Source organism: Alicyclobacillus acidiphilus NBRC 100859 (assembly GCF_001544355.1).
GTDB lineage: Bacteria > Bacillota > Bacilli > Alicyclobacillales > Alicyclobacillaceae > Alicyclobacillus > Alicyclobacillus acidiphilus.
In genome coordinates this window covers 1-16,939 of sequence record NZ_BCQI01000004.1, presented here as the reverse complement: position 1 = coordinate 16,939, position 16,939 = coordinate 1, and the positions used below count along the sequence as shown (strand labels likewise).

The 16,939-nt window shown below is 57.3% G+C and carries 16 protein-coding genes; 6 read left to right on the top strand and 10 right to left on the bottom strand.

What is annotated here, in order from left to right:
* Positions 1–25: 25 nt before the first annotated feature.
* The 6 genes from AAC01S_RS02540 to AAC01S_RS02515 are packed head-to-tail and all read right to left on the bottom strand — an operon-like array spanning position 26 to position 9,788.
* On the bottom strand, positions 26–463 hold the full coding sequence (locus AAC01S_RS02540) for a PaaI family thioesterase (RefSeq protein ID WP_169793993.1): 438 nt from the start codon (positions 461–463) through the stop codon (positions 26–28).
* Between the two features lie 10 nt (positions 464–473).
* Positions 474–2,135, bottom strand: coding sequence for a long-chain-fatty-acid--CoA ligase (locus AAC01S_RS02535; RefSeq protein WP_067618309.1), 1,662 nt, complete (start codon positions 2,133–2,135; stop codon positions 474–476).
* 29 nt (positions 2,136–2,164) lie between these two features.
* Positions 2,165–3,943 (bottom strand): acyl-CoA dehydrogenase FadE, encoded by a 1,779-nt coding sequence (locus tag AAC01S_RS02530; protein ID WP_067618306.1) that lies wholly within the window; start codon positions 3,941–3,943, stop codon positions 2,165–2,167.
* A 38-nt stretch (positions 3,944–3,981) separates the two neighbouring features.
* Positions 3,982–5,178: an acetyl-CoA C-acyltransferase gene (locus tag AAC01S_RS02525; protein WP_067618559.1), complete on the bottom strand. Its 1,197-nt coding sequence runs from the start codon at positions 5,176–5,178 to the stop codon at positions 3,982–3,984.
* A gap of 39 nt (positions 5,179–5,217) precedes the next feature.
* Positions 5,218–7,626 carry a 3-hydroxyacyl-CoA dehydrogenase/enoyl-CoA hydratase family protein gene (locus AAC01S_RS02520; protein WP_067618303.1) on the bottom strand — a complete coding sequence of 803 codons (2,409 nt, stop codon included), beginning with the start codon at positions 7,624–7,626 and terminating at the stop codon, positions 5,218–5,220.
* Positions 7,623–9,788, bottom strand: a complete 2,166-nt coding sequence (locus AAC01S_RS02515; RefSeq protein ID WP_067618300.1) for a (Fe-S)-binding protein — start codon at positions 9,786–9,788, stop codon at positions 7,623–7,625. The genes AAC01S_RS02520 and AAC01S_RS02515 overlap by 4 nt, the downstream gene beginning before the upstream one ends.
* 211 nt (positions 9,789–9,999) lie before the next feature.
* On the opposite strand from AAC01S_RS02515, the gene fadR reads away from it, so the two are divergent.
* From fadR to AAC01S_RS02495, 4 genes are all read left to right on the top strand, one after another.
* The gene (fadR, locus tag AAC01S_RS02510; RefSeq protein ID WP_067618297.1) at positions 10,000–10,596 is read left to right on the top strand and encodes a fatty acid metabolism transcriptional regulator FadR; all 597 of its coding nucleotides are present in this window, start codon (positions 10,000–10,002) and stop codon (positions 10,594–10,596) included.
* A 22-nt stretch (positions 10,597–10,618) separates the two neighbouring features.
* Positions 10,619–11,401 carry an electron transfer flavoprotein subunit beta/FixA family protein gene (locus AAC01S_RS02505; protein WP_067618295.1) on the top strand — a complete coding sequence of 261 codons (783 nt, stop codon included), beginning with the start codon at positions 10,619–10,621 and terminating at the stop codon, positions 11,399–11,401.
* Between the two features lie 33 nt (positions 11,402–11,434).
* On the top strand, positions 11,435–12,418 hold the full coding sequence (locus AAC01S_RS02500; protein WP_067618292.1) for an electron transfer flavoprotein subunit alpha/FixB family protein: 984 nt from the start codon (positions 11,435–11,437) through the stop codon (positions 12,416–12,418).
* A gap of 118 nt (positions 12,419–12,536) precedes the next feature.
* Positions 12,537–13,958 carry an amino acid permease gene (locus AAC01S_RS02495; RefSeq protein WP_067618289.1) on the top strand — a complete coding sequence of 474 codons (1,422 nt, stop codon included), beginning with the start codon at positions 12,537–12,539 and terminating at the stop codon, positions 13,956–13,958.
* A 5-nt stretch (positions 13,959–13,963) separates the two neighbouring features.
* On the opposite strand, the gene AAC01S_RS02490 is transcribed toward AAC01S_RS02495, so the two are convergent.
* The 4 genes from AAC01S_RS02490 to AAC01S_RS02475 are packed head-to-tail and all read right to left on the bottom strand — an operon-like array spanning position 13,964 to position 15,474.
* Positions 13,964–14,467, bottom strand: coding sequence for an Hsp20/alpha crystallin family protein (locus tag AAC01S_RS02490; protein ID WP_067618286.1), 504 nt, complete (start codon positions 14,465–14,467; stop codon positions 13,964–13,966).
* A 17-nt stretch (positions 14,468–14,484) separates the two neighbouring features.
* Positions 14,485–14,703 (bottom strand): hypothetical protein, encoded by a 219-nt coding sequence (locus tag AAC01S_RS02485; RefSeq protein WP_067618283.1) that lies wholly within the window; start codon positions 14,701–14,703, stop codon positions 14,485–14,487.
* A gap of 42 nt (positions 14,704–14,745) precedes the next feature.
* Positions 14,746–15,021, bottom strand: a complete 276-nt coding sequence (locus AAC01S_RS02480) for a hypothetical protein (RefSeq protein ID WP_067618280.1) — start codon at positions 15,019–15,021, stop codon at positions 14,746–14,748.
* 42 nt (positions 15,022–15,063) lie between these two features.
* The gene (locus AAC01S_RS02475) at positions 15,064–15,474 is read right to left on the bottom strand and encodes a hypothetical protein (protein ID WP_067618277.1); all 411 of its coding nucleotides are present in this window, start codon (positions 15,472–15,474) and stop codon (positions 15,064–15,066) included.
* 175 nt (positions 15,475–15,649) lie between these two features.
* On the opposite strand from AAC01S_RS02475, the gene AAC01S_RS02470 reads away from it, so the two are divergent.
* Positions 15,650–15,943, top strand: coding sequence for a Dabb family protein (locus AAC01S_RS02470; protein ID WP_067618274.1), 294 nt, complete (start codon positions 15,650–15,652; stop codon positions 15,941–15,943).
* Positions 15,944–16,182: 239 nt separating this feature from the next.
* On the top strand, positions 16,183–16,869 hold the full coding sequence (locus AAC01S_RS19150) for a hypothetical protein (protein ID WP_157071015.1): 687 nt from the start codon (positions 16,183–16,185) through the stop codon (positions 16,867–16,869).
* Positions 16,870–16,939: the final 70 nt, after the last annotated feature.

Below are 16,939 nucleotides of genomic sequence, written 5' to 3'. Positions count from 1 at the left end.
TGGGCAACCACCGTTCAGCCGTCGCTCAACCGTCGTTCCGACGGCCGACCACGCGAAACGTACCAGACGCAAATGTGCAAAGGTTCCCCGCCTCGTCGAAAACGCGGCCTTCGGCCGTGTACGATCGCGCCCCCTCGTGAATCAGGTTCGCGATCGCCCGAATCCGCCCCGAGGACACCGGCGCCGTGAAATGAACATTCAGGTTGGTCGTCAGCACGGTCTCTCCGGGACGCTTATACATCACCAGTAAGCCCATGATTGAATCGAGCAGCGATGTCGAGACGCCGCCGTGGAGCAAACCGGCCATATTCAGGTGGTGTCGCACCACATCGAGTTCGGCGACGACCGACTCGTCTGTCAACTCGACGAGTTCCACACCGAGATACCCCCAGAACGTGTCTCTCGCCTGCTCCTCCATCCTTTTGTAGTCTGCTGCCTCCAGACGGTTCGATCCCGATGTCATAATGGACCTCCTAAGCGTTCTTTTTTCGGTTGGCGAGTTCATGCCGCAAGATTTTGCCAACTGCGGACTTCGGCAATTCGTCGAGGAACTCGAATTCCCGCGGCACCTTGTAGGCCGCCAGATTTGCGCGGCACCACTGGTTCAGTTCCTCAACGCTGACGTGCATACCAGGCTTCGTCCTGATAAATGCCTTCACCGTCTCTCCCCGATAGTCGTCCGGAACGCCGACGACCGCGACTTCCTCGACGGCTCTGTGTTCGTACAACACTTCTTCCACTTCGCGCGGATATATGTTGAACCCGCCGGCGATGATCACATCTTTCTTGCGATCCATGATATAGAAAAATCCGTCTTCGTCCATTTTCGCCATGTCACCCGTGTAGAGCCATCCGTCGCGCAAAGCGGAAGCGCTTTCAGCCGGCTTGTTCCAGTACCCTTGCATCACCTGCGGACCGCGGATGACGAGTTCTCCGATCTCGCCGATGGGGACGTCGTTACCGTCGGGATCGACGACACGGGCTTCCGTGTCCGGAAACGGGATGCCGATAGAGCCAGGTTTGCGCAAGCCCCAAAAATTATTGGAATGCGTGATTGGCGAAGCCTCCGTCAGCCCATAGCCTTCAATGATGCGGCCCTTGGTCAGTTCCTCGAACTTCGTTTGCACTTCATGCGGCAACGGCGCTGCGCCGCTCACGCACACTTCGATGGAGGACAAATCGTACGACGACAGCTTGGCGTGGTTTAAGATGGCGATGTACATCGTCGGCGTGCCGGGAAACGCGGACGGTCGGAAACGGTGGATGAGCTGAAGGATTTCTTCGGTGTGGAACTTGGGAACGAGAATCATCATGCCTGCACGATACACTGCCTGATTCATCGCAACCGTCAGACCAAATACGTGAAAAAACGGAAGCGCCGCGAGATAGCGTGCCTCGCCCGTCTTGAGACTGTATGACCACAGGGCGCTTTGAATCGTGTTGGAGACCAGATTCATGTGCGTCAACATGGCGCCTTTCGGCGTCCCTGTGGTGCCGCCCGTGTACTGGATCAGGGCGATGTCTGTCTCTGGATCGACTTGGACATCCGGCAAAGTGTCGGCCGCGTGCTTCAAAAACTCGCGCCAGGGCCGAACGTGATCAGTATAGGCAACGCGAACGTTCTGCCCTTCCCGTCTCGCCTTGATAGGATACAGCCACGACTTGACAACGGGCAGGTAATCGCGGATCGACGTGACAATCACGTCACGCACATCGGTCTCTTTCCAAACTTGTTCAACCACCGGAAACAGGATGTCGAGCGCGACGAGCACCTTGGCCCCGCAATCGTTGAGTTGATGCTTCAATTCGCGAGGTTTGTACATCGGATTGTGCTGTACCACAACCATGCCTGCCAGCAAGGCGCCAAAGTATGCAATCACGGCCTGCGGACAGTTCGGCAGCATGATTGCCACGCGCTCCCCTTGATTGAGGGGAAGCGCGCGCAACGCGTTGGCGAAGTGAATGCTGCTGTCGCGAAGCTGGCGATAGGTCATGGTTTTGCCATAGAACCAGATGGCCGGATTGTTCGGATACGCCTCGGCAGAATCAAGCAAGAACGACGCGAGATTCTGCTTCGGGTAATCGTACGTCGCCGGCACTTCGTCGGGGTAATGTGCAAGCCACGGTTTTTCCATAAGCTGACCACCCTTCGTCTGGTCGTGGATTAGCAAACAAACTGTTCTTGTGCGACGATGGCCTTCGCGATTTCCCGTTCAAGCCCAATCGAGTTCAGTTCGGAACGCCGGCACAGTTTTTTCAACACGCTCAACTGCATCCGGAGCATATCCCCAGCTTCGACGTAGGCCAACACTTCTTTGGCCAACGATTCGATCTTCGCAAACGACTCGTGCACAAACACCTGCGCCATCTGCATCGCGAGGGTGGCAGACGCTTCGCCGTCGACCGCCAATTTCCGTTTCGCCCGCAAGAGCGCGCTCTCCATCGCGTAGACGAGGATCATCATGTCCGCAAGGTGACTCAGCACCTCCTGTTGGGCCTCGATCTTGGTTTGGTACTTCTGCACCGCCAGCCCACCGACCATGAGGAAGATTTTCTTCGCGTTGGCAAGCAGGGTGGTTTCTTCGTCAAGCGGTTCGCCCGACGGCGATGAAGGCATCAACTGCAGCAACTCCGCCTGCAAAGCCTGCGCCTTTTGCAGGAGCGGCAAGTCGCCCTTCATGCCGCGGCGGAGCAACGTACCCGGAATCAGAAGGCGGTTGATTTCGTTCGTTCCCTCAAAGATCCGATTGATTCGCGCGTCGCGGTACATACGTTCGATCTTGTAGTCTTGGATAAATCCGTAGCCGCCGTGGATTTGCACCCCTTCGTCGACGACGAAGCCGAGCGCCTCCGAGGCAAAGACTTTGTTGATGGAGCATTCGATGGCGTATTCGGCGATGGCCTTCGCGGACTGTTGGCCCGCGTCGGGGCTGGCGTGATCGATGCCTTCGAGCGCGCCGTCAATCAACCCTGCGGTACGGTAGACCATGCTCTCCAGCGCGTACGTGCGAACGGCCATCTGCGCGAGTTTTTGGCCGATGAGGGGAAACGAGGAGATCTTCTGCCCGAACTGCGAACGTTCGTTGGCATAATGCGAAGCCAGCGCAATCGCGTCTTTGCACGCGCCAACACAGCCGGCGGCCAACTTGAAGCGGCCGATATTGAGAATGTTGAACGCGATGAGGTGTCCCTTGCCCACTTCCCACAGCAGATTTTCCACTGGCACGTGAACGTCTTCCAAAATCAGCGGGCGCGTCGACGAGCCCTTGATGCCCATCTTCTTTTCCTCCGGGCCGACGCTCACGCCTTCCATCGTGCGTTCGACGATGAATGTGCTGAAGTCCTTGCCGTCCACTTTCGCGTAGACGATGAACACGTCCGCGAATCCGGCGTTGGTGATGAATTGCTTGGTGCCGTTCAAAATATAGTGGCGCCCGTCTTCACTCAATTTCGCAGTCGTTCTCGCGCCAAGCGCGTCCGATCCCGACGTGGGCTCCGTCAAACAGTACGCCGCGATTTTCTCGCCGGTCGCCAAAGCCGGCAAGTACTTCTCCTTCTGCTGCTGGTTGCCGAAGTAGACGATAGGCAACGTCCCGATGCCGACATGCGCCCCAAGTGACAGCCCGAACGACGACGCTTTCGACAGGCGCTCGTTGATCAGGGTTGAACTCACTTTATCCAGACCCAAACCGCCGTACGCTTCCGGAATTTCGGCGCTCAACAAACCGAGTTCCCCGGCCTTGCGCAACAAACGCACCGTCAAGTCGTAATTCAATTTCTCGATCTCTTCATCGTGCGGAAGCACTTCGCCTTCGACGAAACTCTCGGTCGTTTCCGCAATCATCCGCTGCTCTTCGCTGAACGTCTCCGGCGTCACCATCGATTCCCAATCGTTGTCCTCCAGTACGAAACTGCCACCCTTGACCAACGTTTTTTCCGCCATACTTCATTCACGCTCCTTAGCTTCCTCGGATATTCCGTCTATTGCTTCACCTTTGGCGCATGGACTTCCAGAACACCAGCCGCCCCCATACCCCCGCCGATGCACATCGATACGACACCGATGCCCCCGCCCCGGCGCCGCAGTTCGTGGACCAGCGTGGCGGTCAGTTTGGCGCCGCTGCAACCGAGCGGGTGCCCAAGGGCGATCGCGCCTCCATTGACATTGACTTTCTCTTCGTCCAGTTCGAGCGCGCGGACAATGTGCAAGCATTGCGACGCGAACGCCTCGTTCAGTTCAAACAGATCGACATCTTGCAAGCGGACTCCCGCCAACCGCAACGCCTTCGGTATCGCTTCCACCGGGCCGACGCCCATGATGGCGGGATCGACACCAGCGACGGCGAAGCTGCGAAACGTCGCGAGCGGTTCCAGCCCGAGCGTCTGTGCTCTCTCGCGGCTCATCACGACAGCGGCGGCCGCGCCATCGCTCATCTGCGACGCGTTCCCGGCTGTCACGGTGCCCCCGAGTTTGAAAGCGGGCCGCAGTGTCGCCAGCACTTCCGGCGTCGTGTCCGGTCGGATGCCTTCGTCCTCTGCGAAGTGGATCGGTTTGGACCAAACGCGCCCATCGTCGCCAACGCCCCGAATCGTCGTGTCCACGGGCACAATCTCATCCGCAAAGCGGCCTGCCACCTGTGCGGCATGCGCCCGCCGATGGCTGCGCGCGGCGAATTCGTCCTGCATCTCACGCGTGATTCCGAACCGTTCCGCGACGTTTTCGGCCGTGTGCCCCATGCCGATATATACGTCAGGCATCTCGTCGACAATGCGCGGGTGCGGTGACGGTTTGTGTCCTGTCATCGGCACGTGGCTCATGCTCTCCACACCGCCGCCGATCACGACGTCCGCATGCCCCAGCATGACGCGCTCCGCGGCAAACGCAATGGCCTGCAAACCCGACGAACAGAACCGATTGATGGTCAGCGCGGGCACCGTCTCCGGGTACCCTGCGTACAGGGACATGATCCGCGCAACATTCAACCCCTGTTCACCCTCCGGCATCGCGCAGCCGATGATGATATCTTCGACGTCCGCCTTGTTCAGGCCAGGCGCTCGCTCGATCACGGCATCCAGCACAACTCTTCCCAAGTCCTCCGCGCGCGTCTGCGCCAGGCTGCCTCGCTTCGCTCTCCCAACGGGCGTTCGCGCAATGGACACAATCACGGCTTCTCGCATATCCATTCCCCTCTCCTCGTCTGACTGGTCACGACATCCTCAATTCCGCAGCGGTTTGCCCTTCAACAACATGTGCTGCATGCGCGCCTGCGTCTTCGGCTCTCCGCACAAGCTGAGGAACGCTTCGCGCTCCAATTCGAGCAAGTACCGTTCCGTGACCACCGTTCCGGCCGGAACCTGACCGCCCGCCAACGCGTTGGCAAGTTTGCTCGCAATCAAGAAATCGTGATCGGAGATATAACCGCTCTCCAGCATGCCGCGCACACCCAATTTCAGCACAGCCGCGCCGTCTTCGCCTGCGACAGCCACTTTCGCCTCGCTCGTCCTCGGCGTGTAGCCTTCGTCGACCATCCGCAAGACGCGCTCTTTTGCCGCGTGGATTTGCAAGTCTCCGTTGACGACCACCTCGTCCGTGGACCTGAGCAAGCCCATGCGCAGGGCGTGGTGCCCGCTCGTCGACACCTTCGCCATGCCGATGGTCTCAAACAGCGCATTGAGTTTCGGTTGGATGTCCTCTCCCTCGTTCAGCGACGCCGCGGCGCGCAGTACGGCCTCTTTGCAGCCGCCGCCAGCCGGAATCACGCCAACGCCGACCTCGACCAAGCCAAAATACGTCTCGGCGGCCGGCATGACGACATCGGCCGCCAGGCAAATCTCGACGCCTCCGCCCAAGGTCATCCGATGCGGTGCGGCGACAGTCGGAATGCCAGCGTACTTGAGCTTCATCATGGTGTTCTGGAACAGGTGGATCATCTCGTCGATCTCATCCCATTCGCCTTCCTGGGCAGCCATCAGAATCAGCATCAAGTTCGCGCCGACGCAGAAGTTGCGCGCCTGATTGGCGATGACGAGCCCCGCGAAGTCGCTCTTCACCCGGGCGATGCTGCGATCGATCATCGCCAGGATATCGGGGCCAATCGCGTTGTTCTGCGAATGAAATTCGAGACACGCCACGCCGTCGCCGAGGTCGATGAGACTAGCCCCCGTGTTTTCCTCCACGACGCGGCCAGCCTTCTTGTAGGAACGCAGGTCCACGACGTTCGGCCGTGGGACAAGCTGCTTGCGTTCCGTGCCTGATCCGCCTGGTCCAACGGGAATGAACACCTTGCCGTCCTGCTCCTCGTAGAACGACTCATGGCCCGCGGCCAGCCAATCGAGCACCCAAGCAGGAACAGCGAGTCCCTCCTGCTGCATCCGTTCGACGGACTTGCGCAGGCCAATGGCATCCCACAGCTCAAACGGACCCAAATCCCAGTTGAATCCCCACTTCATCGCGAGATCGACGGCTTCGATGGAGTCCGCGATCTCGCCCACTTTCTCGGCGGAATACACGAGCGTCCGCTTCACGAGGTTCCACGCGAACTGCGCGTATCGGTCCTGCCCGCCAATCAGAGCGCGGCTCTTGGCGGCCGGCCCCTTCGCTTGCTTGGCGGCTTCCAGCGAAGCGCTTGTCGGCCGCTGCTGCTCGCGATACGCCATCGTCTCGAGATCGAGCGCCAGAATGACGCTTCCACCCTCGCCTTTCACTTTCCGATAAAACCCTTGCCCCGCTTTTTCGCCGATCCAGTTGCGCGAAACCATGTCGAGGATCGGTTCCGGCACTTCGAAGATCGCCTTCTCGGCCTTGTCCTCCACTTTCTCCCGGACATTGCCCGCGACGTGGACAAACGTGTCGATGCCGACGAGATCGAGCGTGCGGAATGTGGCGCTCTTCGGCCGCCCGAGCGCTGGGCCAGTGACGGCGTCGACTTCCTCGACCGTGTAGCCGCCCTTCGTCATCTCGTCGAATGTCGCGAGAAGCCCAAACGTGCCGATCCGGTTGGCGATAAAATTGGGCGTGTCCTTTGCGATCACGACGCCTTTGCCGAGCCGCCTCGTGCCAAAGTCAACCATGTACTCGACGATCTCCGGCAACGTTTGTGACCCCGGAATCACCTCGAGCAGCTTCATGTAGCGAGGCGGGTTGAAGAAGTGCGTTCCGAGAAAATGCTGGCGGAAGGCGTCACTGCGTCCTAGGCTCATTTCCTCGATGGAGATGCCGGAGGTGTTCGAACTGACGATAATGCCTGGACGCCAGTGGGATTCGATGCGTTCGAGCAACTGCCGCTTCGGTTCCAAACGCTCGACAATCACTTCAATCACCCAGTCTACCGTCGCGATCTGTCCGAGGTGATCTTCGATGTTCCCTGGCGTGATGCGTTCCGCGAAGCGTTCGTCGTAGAGCGGAGCCGGACTTAACTTCTTCAGCCGGTTCACCGCCTCCGTCGCAAGCCGATTGCGAACCGCCGGGTGCTCGAGCGACAGACCCTTCGCCTGTTCTTCTGGGGTCAATGCGTCAGGCACGAGATCGAGCAGCAAACAGGGAATGCCGACCCCGGCCAGATGGGCCGCGATGCTCGCGCCCATCACGCCGGAACCGATGACAGCGGCACGTTGGATTTGTCTCATGGATATACGACCTCCTGTTCTTCGTGTTGGGACTCAGTGGCGTTGCCAAATACGGACAGGGAGAGAATTTCCGCCACGTCCTTGGTCCCGACGTCGTCGCGATCAGCCAGTTTGGCGCCGTCCTCCATCATCGTCAGACAATATGGACAGGCGCTGCTGATGATGTCTGGGCCGACGGCCAACGCCTGCTCGGTTCGAGCCAGGTTGATCCGCTTCCCAGCCTTCTCCTCCATCCACATCCGCCCACCGCCCGCGCCGCAGCACATGGCGTTTTCGCGGCTGCGCGCCATTTCGACGAGATCGATGCCTGGAATCGCTTGCAGAATGCGCCGGGGCTGGTCGTAAATCCCGTTGTAGCGGCCGAGATAGCACGAATCGTGGTACGTGACGCGCGCTTTGACGGGATGTACAGGGCGCAGCTTGCCTTCTTGAACGAGTTCGTCGAGCAGTTCGGTGTGATGCATCACCTCCACGCCGGTCATGCCGAAGTCCGGATATTCGTTCTTGAACGTGTTGAACGTATGCGGACAAGCCGTGACGATTTTCTTGACGCCATACGTTTTGAACGTCTCGATATTGTCGCGGGCCAGTTCCTGAAACAGCATTTCATTGCCCAGCCTGCGCGGCGTGTCGCCGGACCCTTTCTCCTCGTCGCCGAGGATGGCGAAATTCACGCCGGCCGCGTGAAGCAGTTGAACAAACGCGCGTGTCACCTTTTGGCTGCGGCGATCGTAAGAACCCATGGAACCGACGAACAGAAGGATGTCAAAATCGGGGTTTTCGTGAACCGTCGGCACGGGGACGCCTTCGATGTCGCGCGTCCATTTCGCCCTGTCGGCGCGGCTGATGCCCCACGGATTGCCCTGGCGTTCGATGTTCTGCATCGCCCGCTGCGCCTCTTGGGGCATGCTCCCTTCCATCAGCACGAGGTAACGGCGCAGATCGACGATTTTGTCGACGTGTTCATTGTCGACAGGGCACTGATCTTCGCAGTTGCGGCACGTCGTGCACGCCCAAATCTCCTCTTCGGAGATGACGCCGCCAATGAGTCCGACGTCCGTCGCCGTCCCCCCGCCTTCGGCGTGCCAGGTCGCCTTCTGCCAGGCCAAGGTGCCCTCGATGTTGGTCACGTCGCCGTCGTTCCACGCGACCGCAGGCACCTCTTCGGCGAGCGCGTGGACGCCTGTCGATCCGAACGCGAACGCCGGCTGCCACGGCGACGTGCCGGTCTTCGCAGCCGCCTTTTCGGTCAGGTGATCTCGCATTTTCGTGATCAGATGCATGGGCGACAACGCCTTGCCGGTATTGGCCGCAGGACAGACATTGGTGCATCTGCCGCACTCGACGCACGCGTAAAAGTCCAACAGCTGCTTACGAGTAAAGTCCTCGACCTGCCCCACGCCAAACGACTCCGCGGTTTCATCCTCGAGATCGACTGGCGCGAGCCGGCCGGCCGGACCCTTGCGGCGCAAGAGCACGTTGACAGGCGCGACAAGCAGGTGGAAGTGTTTGGATTGCGGAACGTAAACCAAAAATGTCAATAAAATCAGGAGATGAAGCCACCAGACGACATAGAAGCCGACTTCTGCGCCTTGCCTGCCGACGCCCGACAGCCAACTCGCAATCCAGGAGGAAACCGGCGCGTACGCGGAGGCCGGCTGCCCTTGCCACACGCGTTCAAAGGCGAGATCGAACAGCACACAGAACATGAGTCCGGCGATGAGAAACAGCACGATGCTCGGCTTCCAGCCTCGTTTGAGGCGCTTCAACCGCTCGATGTAACGACGATACGTCGCGTACGCCGTCGCCAGAATCACGAGTGACGCGACCGCCTCCTGGCAAAAACCAAATGCTTGGTAGCCCGGATAGGGAATGTGGCGCCCGCCTGTCAGGCCCTTCACAATCAGGTCGAGCGCCCCGAATTGCAGCACGATGAATCCATAGAACATCACGATGTGCATGAGTCCGCTTTTTCTGTCTTTGAGCAGTTTCTTTTGTCCCAAGAGCTGATAGAAAAATTCCCCTAACCCTTCTCGCCAGCTCACCTCGACAGGTCGACCAAGCGAAATGTACAGATAGCGCCGATAGACCACGAGGCCAAACAAGAGCAATGCGTAGCCAGCCACCAGAATAAATGCGATGTCTGTGAGCGCTGTCAGCATGTCGTACGGTCACCTCCAGCAACCATTCTCAAACTTCTGCGATACGTGGTTCCACCGCATTCCGATCTCGTCCGCAACCGCTTTCATCACGCGTATGCACAAACCTCGTTCCGCGATTGACACCAGCATGTTCGATGCGTAGTATGGGGTTACAGAAATGAATGAGCATTCATTCAATCTTTGAACACGATGTTAGCATCGAGGTGACAACATGACAAGTACGTTATCCGAAAAAAAGAAAGAGAAGTACGACGCGATACTCGATGCGGCGTTGAAGATTTTTGCGGAATACGGCTACTTCGGCTCGCAAGTCTCCAAAATCGCTCGCGAGGCCGGCGTCGCGGACGGCACGATTTATCTCTACTTCAAAAGCAAAGAGGAAATTCTGATTTCCGTCTTTCGCGAACGTCTTGGAGCGCTCGTCAGTCGCTTTCACGAACACATCCAGGACGACGATCCCGCTGACACAGCCATTCGCAAAATTTGCGAACTGCACTTCACGTCGCTCGAGCGCAATCTCGATTTGGCCAAAGTGACGCAGCTTGAACTCCGGCAGAGTTCTCTGGATCTCCACCGGGAAATCGGCGCGGCGCTTCGACCATATATTCAACTGATTGAGGATATCCTCGTGCGCGGCATTCAACAGGGCATCTTCCGCGCGGATCTCGACATCAAGCTCACGCGCCTGCTGCTCTTCGGCGCGATGGACGAAGTGGTCACATCTTGGCTGGTGTCTGGCCAGCGCTATTCGTTGTCCGCCCAAATCGACAACACGGTCGACTTCTTCCTTCGCGGCTTGCGCAGGTAAATCCGGAAAGGAGCGAATTGGCATGAACATCGCGGTGCTCATGAAACAGACGTTTGACACAGAGGAAAAGGTCGTCCTGACAGACGGACGCATCTCCGAAGCCGGGGTGAAATTTGTCATCAACCCGTACGACGAGTACGCCGTCGAGGAGGCTATCCGAATCAAGGAGAAACACGGCGGCACGGTGACGGTGCTCTCGGTCGGCAATCAAGACGTCGCGCAGTCGCTGCGTACCGCGCTCGCGATGGGCGCGGACGAGGCGGTGCTGATCGACGACCATCGCATCGGCACCGACGAATACAGCGTGTCCCGGGCCATCGCCGCATACCTGTCCGCCAACCCATGCGACGTGATCCTAGGCGGCAACTTTTCCGTCGATCTCGGCTCCGGCCAAGTCGCCATCCGCGTTGCCCGGCTGCTCAACCTGCCCCACGTCTCCGCGGTCACCAGCCTGACGGTCGACGAGGGCCGGGCCGCCGCCGTGCGCGATCTCGACGGCGACGTCCAAACGATCGAAGTGGCGCTGCCTGCGCTATTTACGGCGCAACAAGGGTTGAATGAACCACGTTACCCTTCCCTGCCGGGCATCATGAAAGCGAAAAAGAAACCGCTTACCGTGCTCGATTTGGACGCGCTCAAGTTGACAACTTCGGATATCGAGCCGAGGACGGCGCGGACGTCGGTTGAACTGCCGCCCGCAAGACAAGCAGGCCAGCGTCTCACCGGGACGGTGGACGAACAAGTTCAAAAACTCGCCGACATCCTGCTTGCCGCGACCCATGTCGGCATGAGCAAGCATGCATAAAACATCCGCGACGGATGAAGGAGGTTTACGCAGATGGGAAAGACAGTACTGGTCATCGTGGAACACAAGCATGGAAAACTCCGCCAGGTTGCGCTCGAATCGCTGACCGTGGCGGGCCAAATCGCTGGCGACGGTGGACGCGTCATATCCGGCGTCATTGGCGATGATGTCGCGCAGGTCGCCTCCGAACTCTCCAATTACCCGCACAACGGCGGTTATGTGGTCGCGGACGAACGCCTTGGCACCTATAACCCTGACTTGTACGCCGCGGCGGTCAACGCGTTGGTCGAACAGGTGAAGCCGGACGTGGTCGTGTTTGGCCACACTGCGATTGGACGGGATATCGCCCCCATCATCGCGGCGGACCTCGAAGCCGGCCAGGTGTCCGACATCGTGGGTTTGGTCACCGATGACGACGGCTCCATTTCCTTCATTCGCCCGATTTACGCCGGAAAAGCGTTTGAAAGACGCCAGTTTCTCACAGGACCCTGGATCGTCACCGTCCGGCCAAACAACTTTCCTGCGATCACGCGAGGCGAAACCGAACAGATCGAGTTCACACCGTTGGCGTTCACACCTCCAGCCTCTGAACGTTTCGTCGTTCGCGAGACGGTTCAAGCTTCGGACGGAAAGCGCGATTTGACCGAGGCCAGCGTGGTGGTTTCCGGTGGCCGAGGGGTCAAAAGCGCAGACGGATTTCGGCCGCTTGAGGAACTCGCGAATGTACTCGACGGCGCGGTCGGGGCTTCGCGCGCGGCCTGCGACGCCGGATATTGCGACTATTCGCTGCAAATCGGCCAGACAGGCAAGGTTGTCACGCCCGACGTGTACATTGCATGCGGCATCAGCGGCGCCATCCAACACCTTGCCGGGATGAGTCAATCGAAACTGATCATCGCCATCAACAAAGACGAAGAAGCGCCCATCTTCGGCATCGCGGACTACGGCGTGGTTGGAGATCTGTTCGAAATCGTTCCGAAACTGACGGAGGAGCTCAAACGCCGCAAGATTGGCTGAACCCGCTTCGTTTCACCGATATCCCCCGCCCCCCGACGGATCGACAAGGGAGGATCGGTCGCATAAAGCGACAACGCCCGTGGCAAGATATGCCAAGAAATTCTGGGGGGCGGTTGCTTTGCAGAAGACAGCATCGAAACGAATGGCGAAATCCAATGACATCGGCCGGCGCGTGGCGTCCGCTGACCATGGGGATATGTCGTTTCGGGAACTCGTGCTGATTGGCATCGGCGGAATTGTCGGAGCCGGGTACTTTCTTGGGGCTGGATCACCCATCCGCACGGCTGGACCGTCGGTGCTCATCGCATTTCTCGTCGGCGGGTTTATCACAGCGCAAACGGCAGGGGCGTTAATCACGCTGTCGCTCGATCACGCCGAAGAAGGTTCCTTTCAAGCCTATTCAGCTCGATACCTCGGGACTTTGATGGGATATCTGCAAGGCTGGTTTTATTACCTTGGCAGCCTCCTCACCATTTCGAGTGAAGCGGTGGCGTCCGCCATCTTCGTTCGAGTCTGGCTCCCCCACCTTCCATTGGCGGTCATGTCCTACACCTTTGCAGGCATCGTCATCCTGATCAACGTGTTTGGCGTGAAGAATTTCGGCATTGTCGAATCGTGGATGAGTGTCGTGAAAATCGCCGCACTCGTGGGTTTTATCGTCGTCGCGGCCCTGCTCGCATTCGGTTGGCACGCTGGCCCAGGCCATGCCTCGACCTCAACATCCGCGCTCCACACGGGATTTTTCGCCACTGGCGTACACGGCGTGCTTCAGTCCATGTTGATTGTCATTTTCACGTTTGGTGGGATTGGCGTATTCGGAACGGCTGCGGTTCGCATCAAAAACCCCAAACGACTGGACGCTGGTGGAATGACCACCATCAGCCTGTTGACACTGCTCTATCTGCTGTCCATCGGCGGCTTGCTGCTCGTCATGCCTTGGCAAACAGTCAGCACGAAGGTGAGTCCATTCGTCCAAGCCTTGCAATACAGCGGGCTTCACGTGTTTGCGGACATCCTGAACGGCGTCATCCTCGTGGCTGCGTTCAGCGTGATGGCTGGATCGGTCTTTTCGGCAAACCAAATCCTCGTCAATCTCGGCAGAACGGGCGATGCTCCAAGGTTTGTGGGACACCTCAGTCCGCAGCGCCAAACGGCGTATGGGGCGATGCTCTTTACGGCATTGGGTGTCGGTATCTTTATCGGGATGTCGTACGTGCTGCCATCCGAGGTATATCAGTTTTTGATCAGCGCTTCCAGTTTCTTTACCTTCTTTAATTGGTTCATCATTCTGGCGACCATGTTGGCATGGCGTCGCAAAACTGGCAAACGCCGCTTTTCGCGCCTGTCGTTCGGACATCCCGTTTCGACGTACGTCACCATGGCCCTGATTGCGTTTCTCGCGATCTACGCGCTCACAGACTACAGCCAACGCATGGGCTTTTACGCCTGTCTCGCCATGGCCTTCCTCGTCGTGCTTGGCTACGTGTTTGGCACGCGCCGACATCGCCCGGCAAAGTCGGGCGTCGAGCGTTCCGATTGACCTCTTCAGTCGTCTGAAGAAAAGTCAATCAAAACGGAGTCCCTCGACTGCTCGGGCGATTGATCCTTGCGCAGATAGACTATGAGCATTCCGCTTCGATACGATGCTTTCACGTCGTCGGCGACGACCCGTTCCGGCAGTTCAATTTCCCTGTCAAACGCTCCATGATGACATTCGTGCATCAACATCTGCTCATGGCCTGTGGAGAAATAGTGCGGGACGTTCCCTCGGACGCGCAGGTAATGCGGGCGAACGGACAACGAAACGTCGTTGGCGCTCTTCAGGCCAGGCAGCGCGATCACGGCAATCAACTCGGAACTCCGATTGTACAAATCCACTTGCGGATACTCGTCGGCCGTCGAATCCGCGTCATTGAAGAAGGCTCCATTCTGCATGTTCGGCAGCGGCAGATTCTTAAAAAAATCTTGCCCAAGAAATTTCCGAACGTCGCCCATCTCACCCAATTGGCTCAAAAAGTCGAAAGGGTTGTTCTGCTTTCCTCCCGCCATCATCCCGCCTCCACTCGCTACGACTTCCGTCGCAACGCCGCGGCGTCTATCGCGTCGCGATCGTTCAACAGCGCATGATTCTCCGCAATCCCCCGACGAGCTTGAGCAACGGCTCCGAAGCCTTCATTGCTCTTTGTATAAGATTGGACGTCGGCATGCACGTTGTCCCCCGCCGCGACGACGGAACCGTTCGAGACATCGCCGATTTCGATCCGTCCGTACAGAAACTTTGGCATCCACTTCACTCCTCACCCGTGTCGAGTTGCTTGTGTTCCTGGTCACTTGGCGTCCTTCGGCAGTAATCTCGCAATCCAATCAGGCACTTCGTCATCGGCGAAGGTCGCCAAATCGAGCGTGTCTGGGTCGTTGAGGAGACTTCTCGTCCCCCGAATCGTCGAATGATCCCCGCTCACGGTTCCGAACCCTTGATTGTGCTTCTTGTAACTGCGAAAGTCGGAAGACCAGTTGTTGCCCATATTGAAGCACGATGCGCCTTCAATCTGCTGGATACGGATGCTTCCGATCACGAATGTTGGTGAAAACGCGTCCGCCACATATCTTCCTCCCACTTCGCCGGCACTCTGCGACGGTCGGCTCTACTTCTCGCGAAATTTCACTTGGTAGCCGCGATCGGTCCATCGCATGACACTGCCATCGCCAACCGACACAGACGGTGACGGCCCGGACTCGGCGGCGTTCGCTCCAGCTTCAGAATATTCCTCGAACGCCGCTCTGCCACGCTTCGTGCCGGACATTTGGATACGCTTCGATTTGATCGTGTCGGTTCCGAAATTGTTCCCCATGTTCAGCGAGCCGCTGAGTTCGTCAATGTGAAGTCGATCGAGACGGAAGACCAGTTCATCGAGCGACACTTCGTCAACATGCAGATGTTCGACCTCTACATGCACGCGATGGTCTGCCGCTCTTTCCAACGCCTGCTGCACCGTGCGAACCAGTTCGTCCAAGCGAGCAAGCGTCTGTTCCTCGCGTCTGCGCCGTCCAAACATGCCCCGTCCTCCTGTTTCGTCTGCCGCGTCCAACCGGGAATTCCACCATGGCTCAGCAATCCGTCGTCTATTGATATATATGTCCAAGCTCCGACATTAACCCTGCCGCGTTTTTGGGCAGCAAAGCTTCGCGTGCTACACTAGGGACAACCTAGCAAAGGAGGTGCACATTTCAGTGTACGAACATATGGTATTGTTCAAGTTCGCCAACGATCCGACCGAACAACAATTGGCCCATTTGACCCAACTCGCCCATGGGCTGAACGAACATATCGCAGGCATCGTCGATCTCGCGATTGGACGGAATACATCGTCCCGCAACCAAGGATTTCAAGTAGGCTTGACGGTTCGTTTTCAAGACAAGGCCGCGCTCGACGCCTATGGCCCGCACCCAAAGCATCAGGAATTGGTGGCTTTCACGTTGGAAATGGGGCGGACGGATATCATCGTCGTCGATTTCCCGATGTAATCTCAAGATTCGCCTATGGCTATCCGCCGAGCCGTTTGAGCTACGCTCAAACGTCGACTGGCTATCCGTCGGCATGCCTTGTTGGGGCTTCGCCCAATCCTCGCCTGGGGACGAAGCCCCCAGACCCTTTCTTGAAATACTTGGATCACAACCCGTAATATTCATTCTGCTTTCTTGTCACACTACACTGACGCAGTCCGTCTGCTCAAGTGAAGTCAAACATACGAGGAGGCAATTTCATGAAGGGCTCATCAAAAAAAATAACACTCGCTATTACTATAGGTTTTTCTTTTTTAACTTTGGTTGGCTGCGGGAATTCAACATTGCATCAAAACGCAGTGAATACACCGGGTACATCAAACTCAGGCATGAAAGCCTCAGTAAAACCGAATTTGGATAAGACCGTGGCCTATTCAAGTGCAGAATTAGAGTCTTTGACACCAGAGCAAATTGCACAATATCGTATTAAACATGGGTATTGTCCTCCATTTTCAGGAGAAAACGTTAGACGGAATTCACTAAACGAAAAGAATTCTATTCTAGGGGATTTGGGTAACTACAAGCTTACAAATTATAAAATGATGGACTCATGGGAAGGTATTGTCGGAGGAAAAGTATTTCAACTGGAAGTTGATAAGAGTACTGACGGGAAACAATACATTTTGTCCAGTACGTATGGAGCAAAAGCGTATAAGCCAAATGTTTTTTTAAAACCGATATGGATTACAAATTTCACGGGACGTTACGTTGTCTTTGCAGTACCAACTCCGGCGAATGGTAATCCGATGTATGCTCTTGATTTAACAACAGGGGCCCTTGTATCATCACACACTAACCATTGGGTAGTACCAATGAGTAGTGCAGGAGTTGGTGGCTACGGTACAAATATTACTGGGTTAACACAAAAGTATCCGGTATTTAGATAAAGATAACAATGTGGGTCTACACTAATTTAAGTGTAGACCCACAACTCTCTTGTTATATTACTCAGCTTGG

Coding starts and splice junctions, on each gene's coding strand:
- AAC01S_RS02540 (WP_169793993.1), bottom strand. CDS start 463: ATGACATCGGGATCGAACCGTCTGGAGGCAGCAGACTACAAAAGGATG.
- AAC01S_RS02535 (WP_067618309.1), bottom strand. CDS start 2,135: ATGGAAAAACCGTGGCTTGCACATTACCCCGACGAAGTGCCGGCGACG.
- AAC01S_RS02530 (WP_067618306.1), bottom strand. CDS start 3,943: ATGGCGGAAAAAACGTTGGTCAAGGGTGGCAGTTTCGTACTGGAGGAC.
- AAC01S_RS02525 (WP_067618559.1), bottom strand. CDS start 5,178: ATGCGAGAAGCCGTGATTGTGTCCATTGCGCGAACGCCCGTTGGGAGA.
- AAC01S_RS02520 (WP_067618303.1), bottom strand. CDS start 7,626: ATGAGACAAATCCAACGTGCCGCTGTCATCGGTTCCGGCGTGATGGGC.
- AAC01S_RS02515 (WP_067618300.1), bottom strand. CDS start 9,788: ATGCTGACAGCGCTCACAGACATCGCATTTATTCTGGTGGCTGGCTAC.
- fadR (WP_067618297.1), top strand. CDS start 10,000: ATGACAAGTACGTTATCCGAAAAAAAGAAAGAGAAGTACGACGCGATA.
- AAC01S_RS02505 (WP_067618295.1), top strand. CDS start 10,619: ATGAACATCGCGGTGCTCATGAAACAGACGTTTGACACAGAGGAAAAG.
- AAC01S_RS02500 (WP_067618292.1), top strand. CDS start 11,435: ATGGGAAAGACAGTACTGGTCATCGTGGAACACAAGCATGGAAAACTC.
- AAC01S_RS02490 (WP_067618286.1), bottom strand. CDS start 14,467: ATGGCGGGAGGAAAGCAGAACAACCCTTTCGACTTTTTGAGCCAATTG.
- AAC01S_RS02485 (WP_067618283.1), bottom strand. CDS start 14,703: ATGCCAAAGTTTCTGTACGGACGGATCGAAATCGGCGATGTCTCGAAC.
- AAC01S_RS02475 (WP_067618277.1), bottom strand. CDS start 15,474: ATGTTTGGACGGCGCAGACGCGAGGAACAGACGCTTGCTCGCTTGGAC.
- AAC01S_RS19150 (WP_157071015.1), top strand. CDS start 16,183: ATGAAGGGCTCATCAAAAAAAATAACACTCGCTATTACTATAGGTTTT.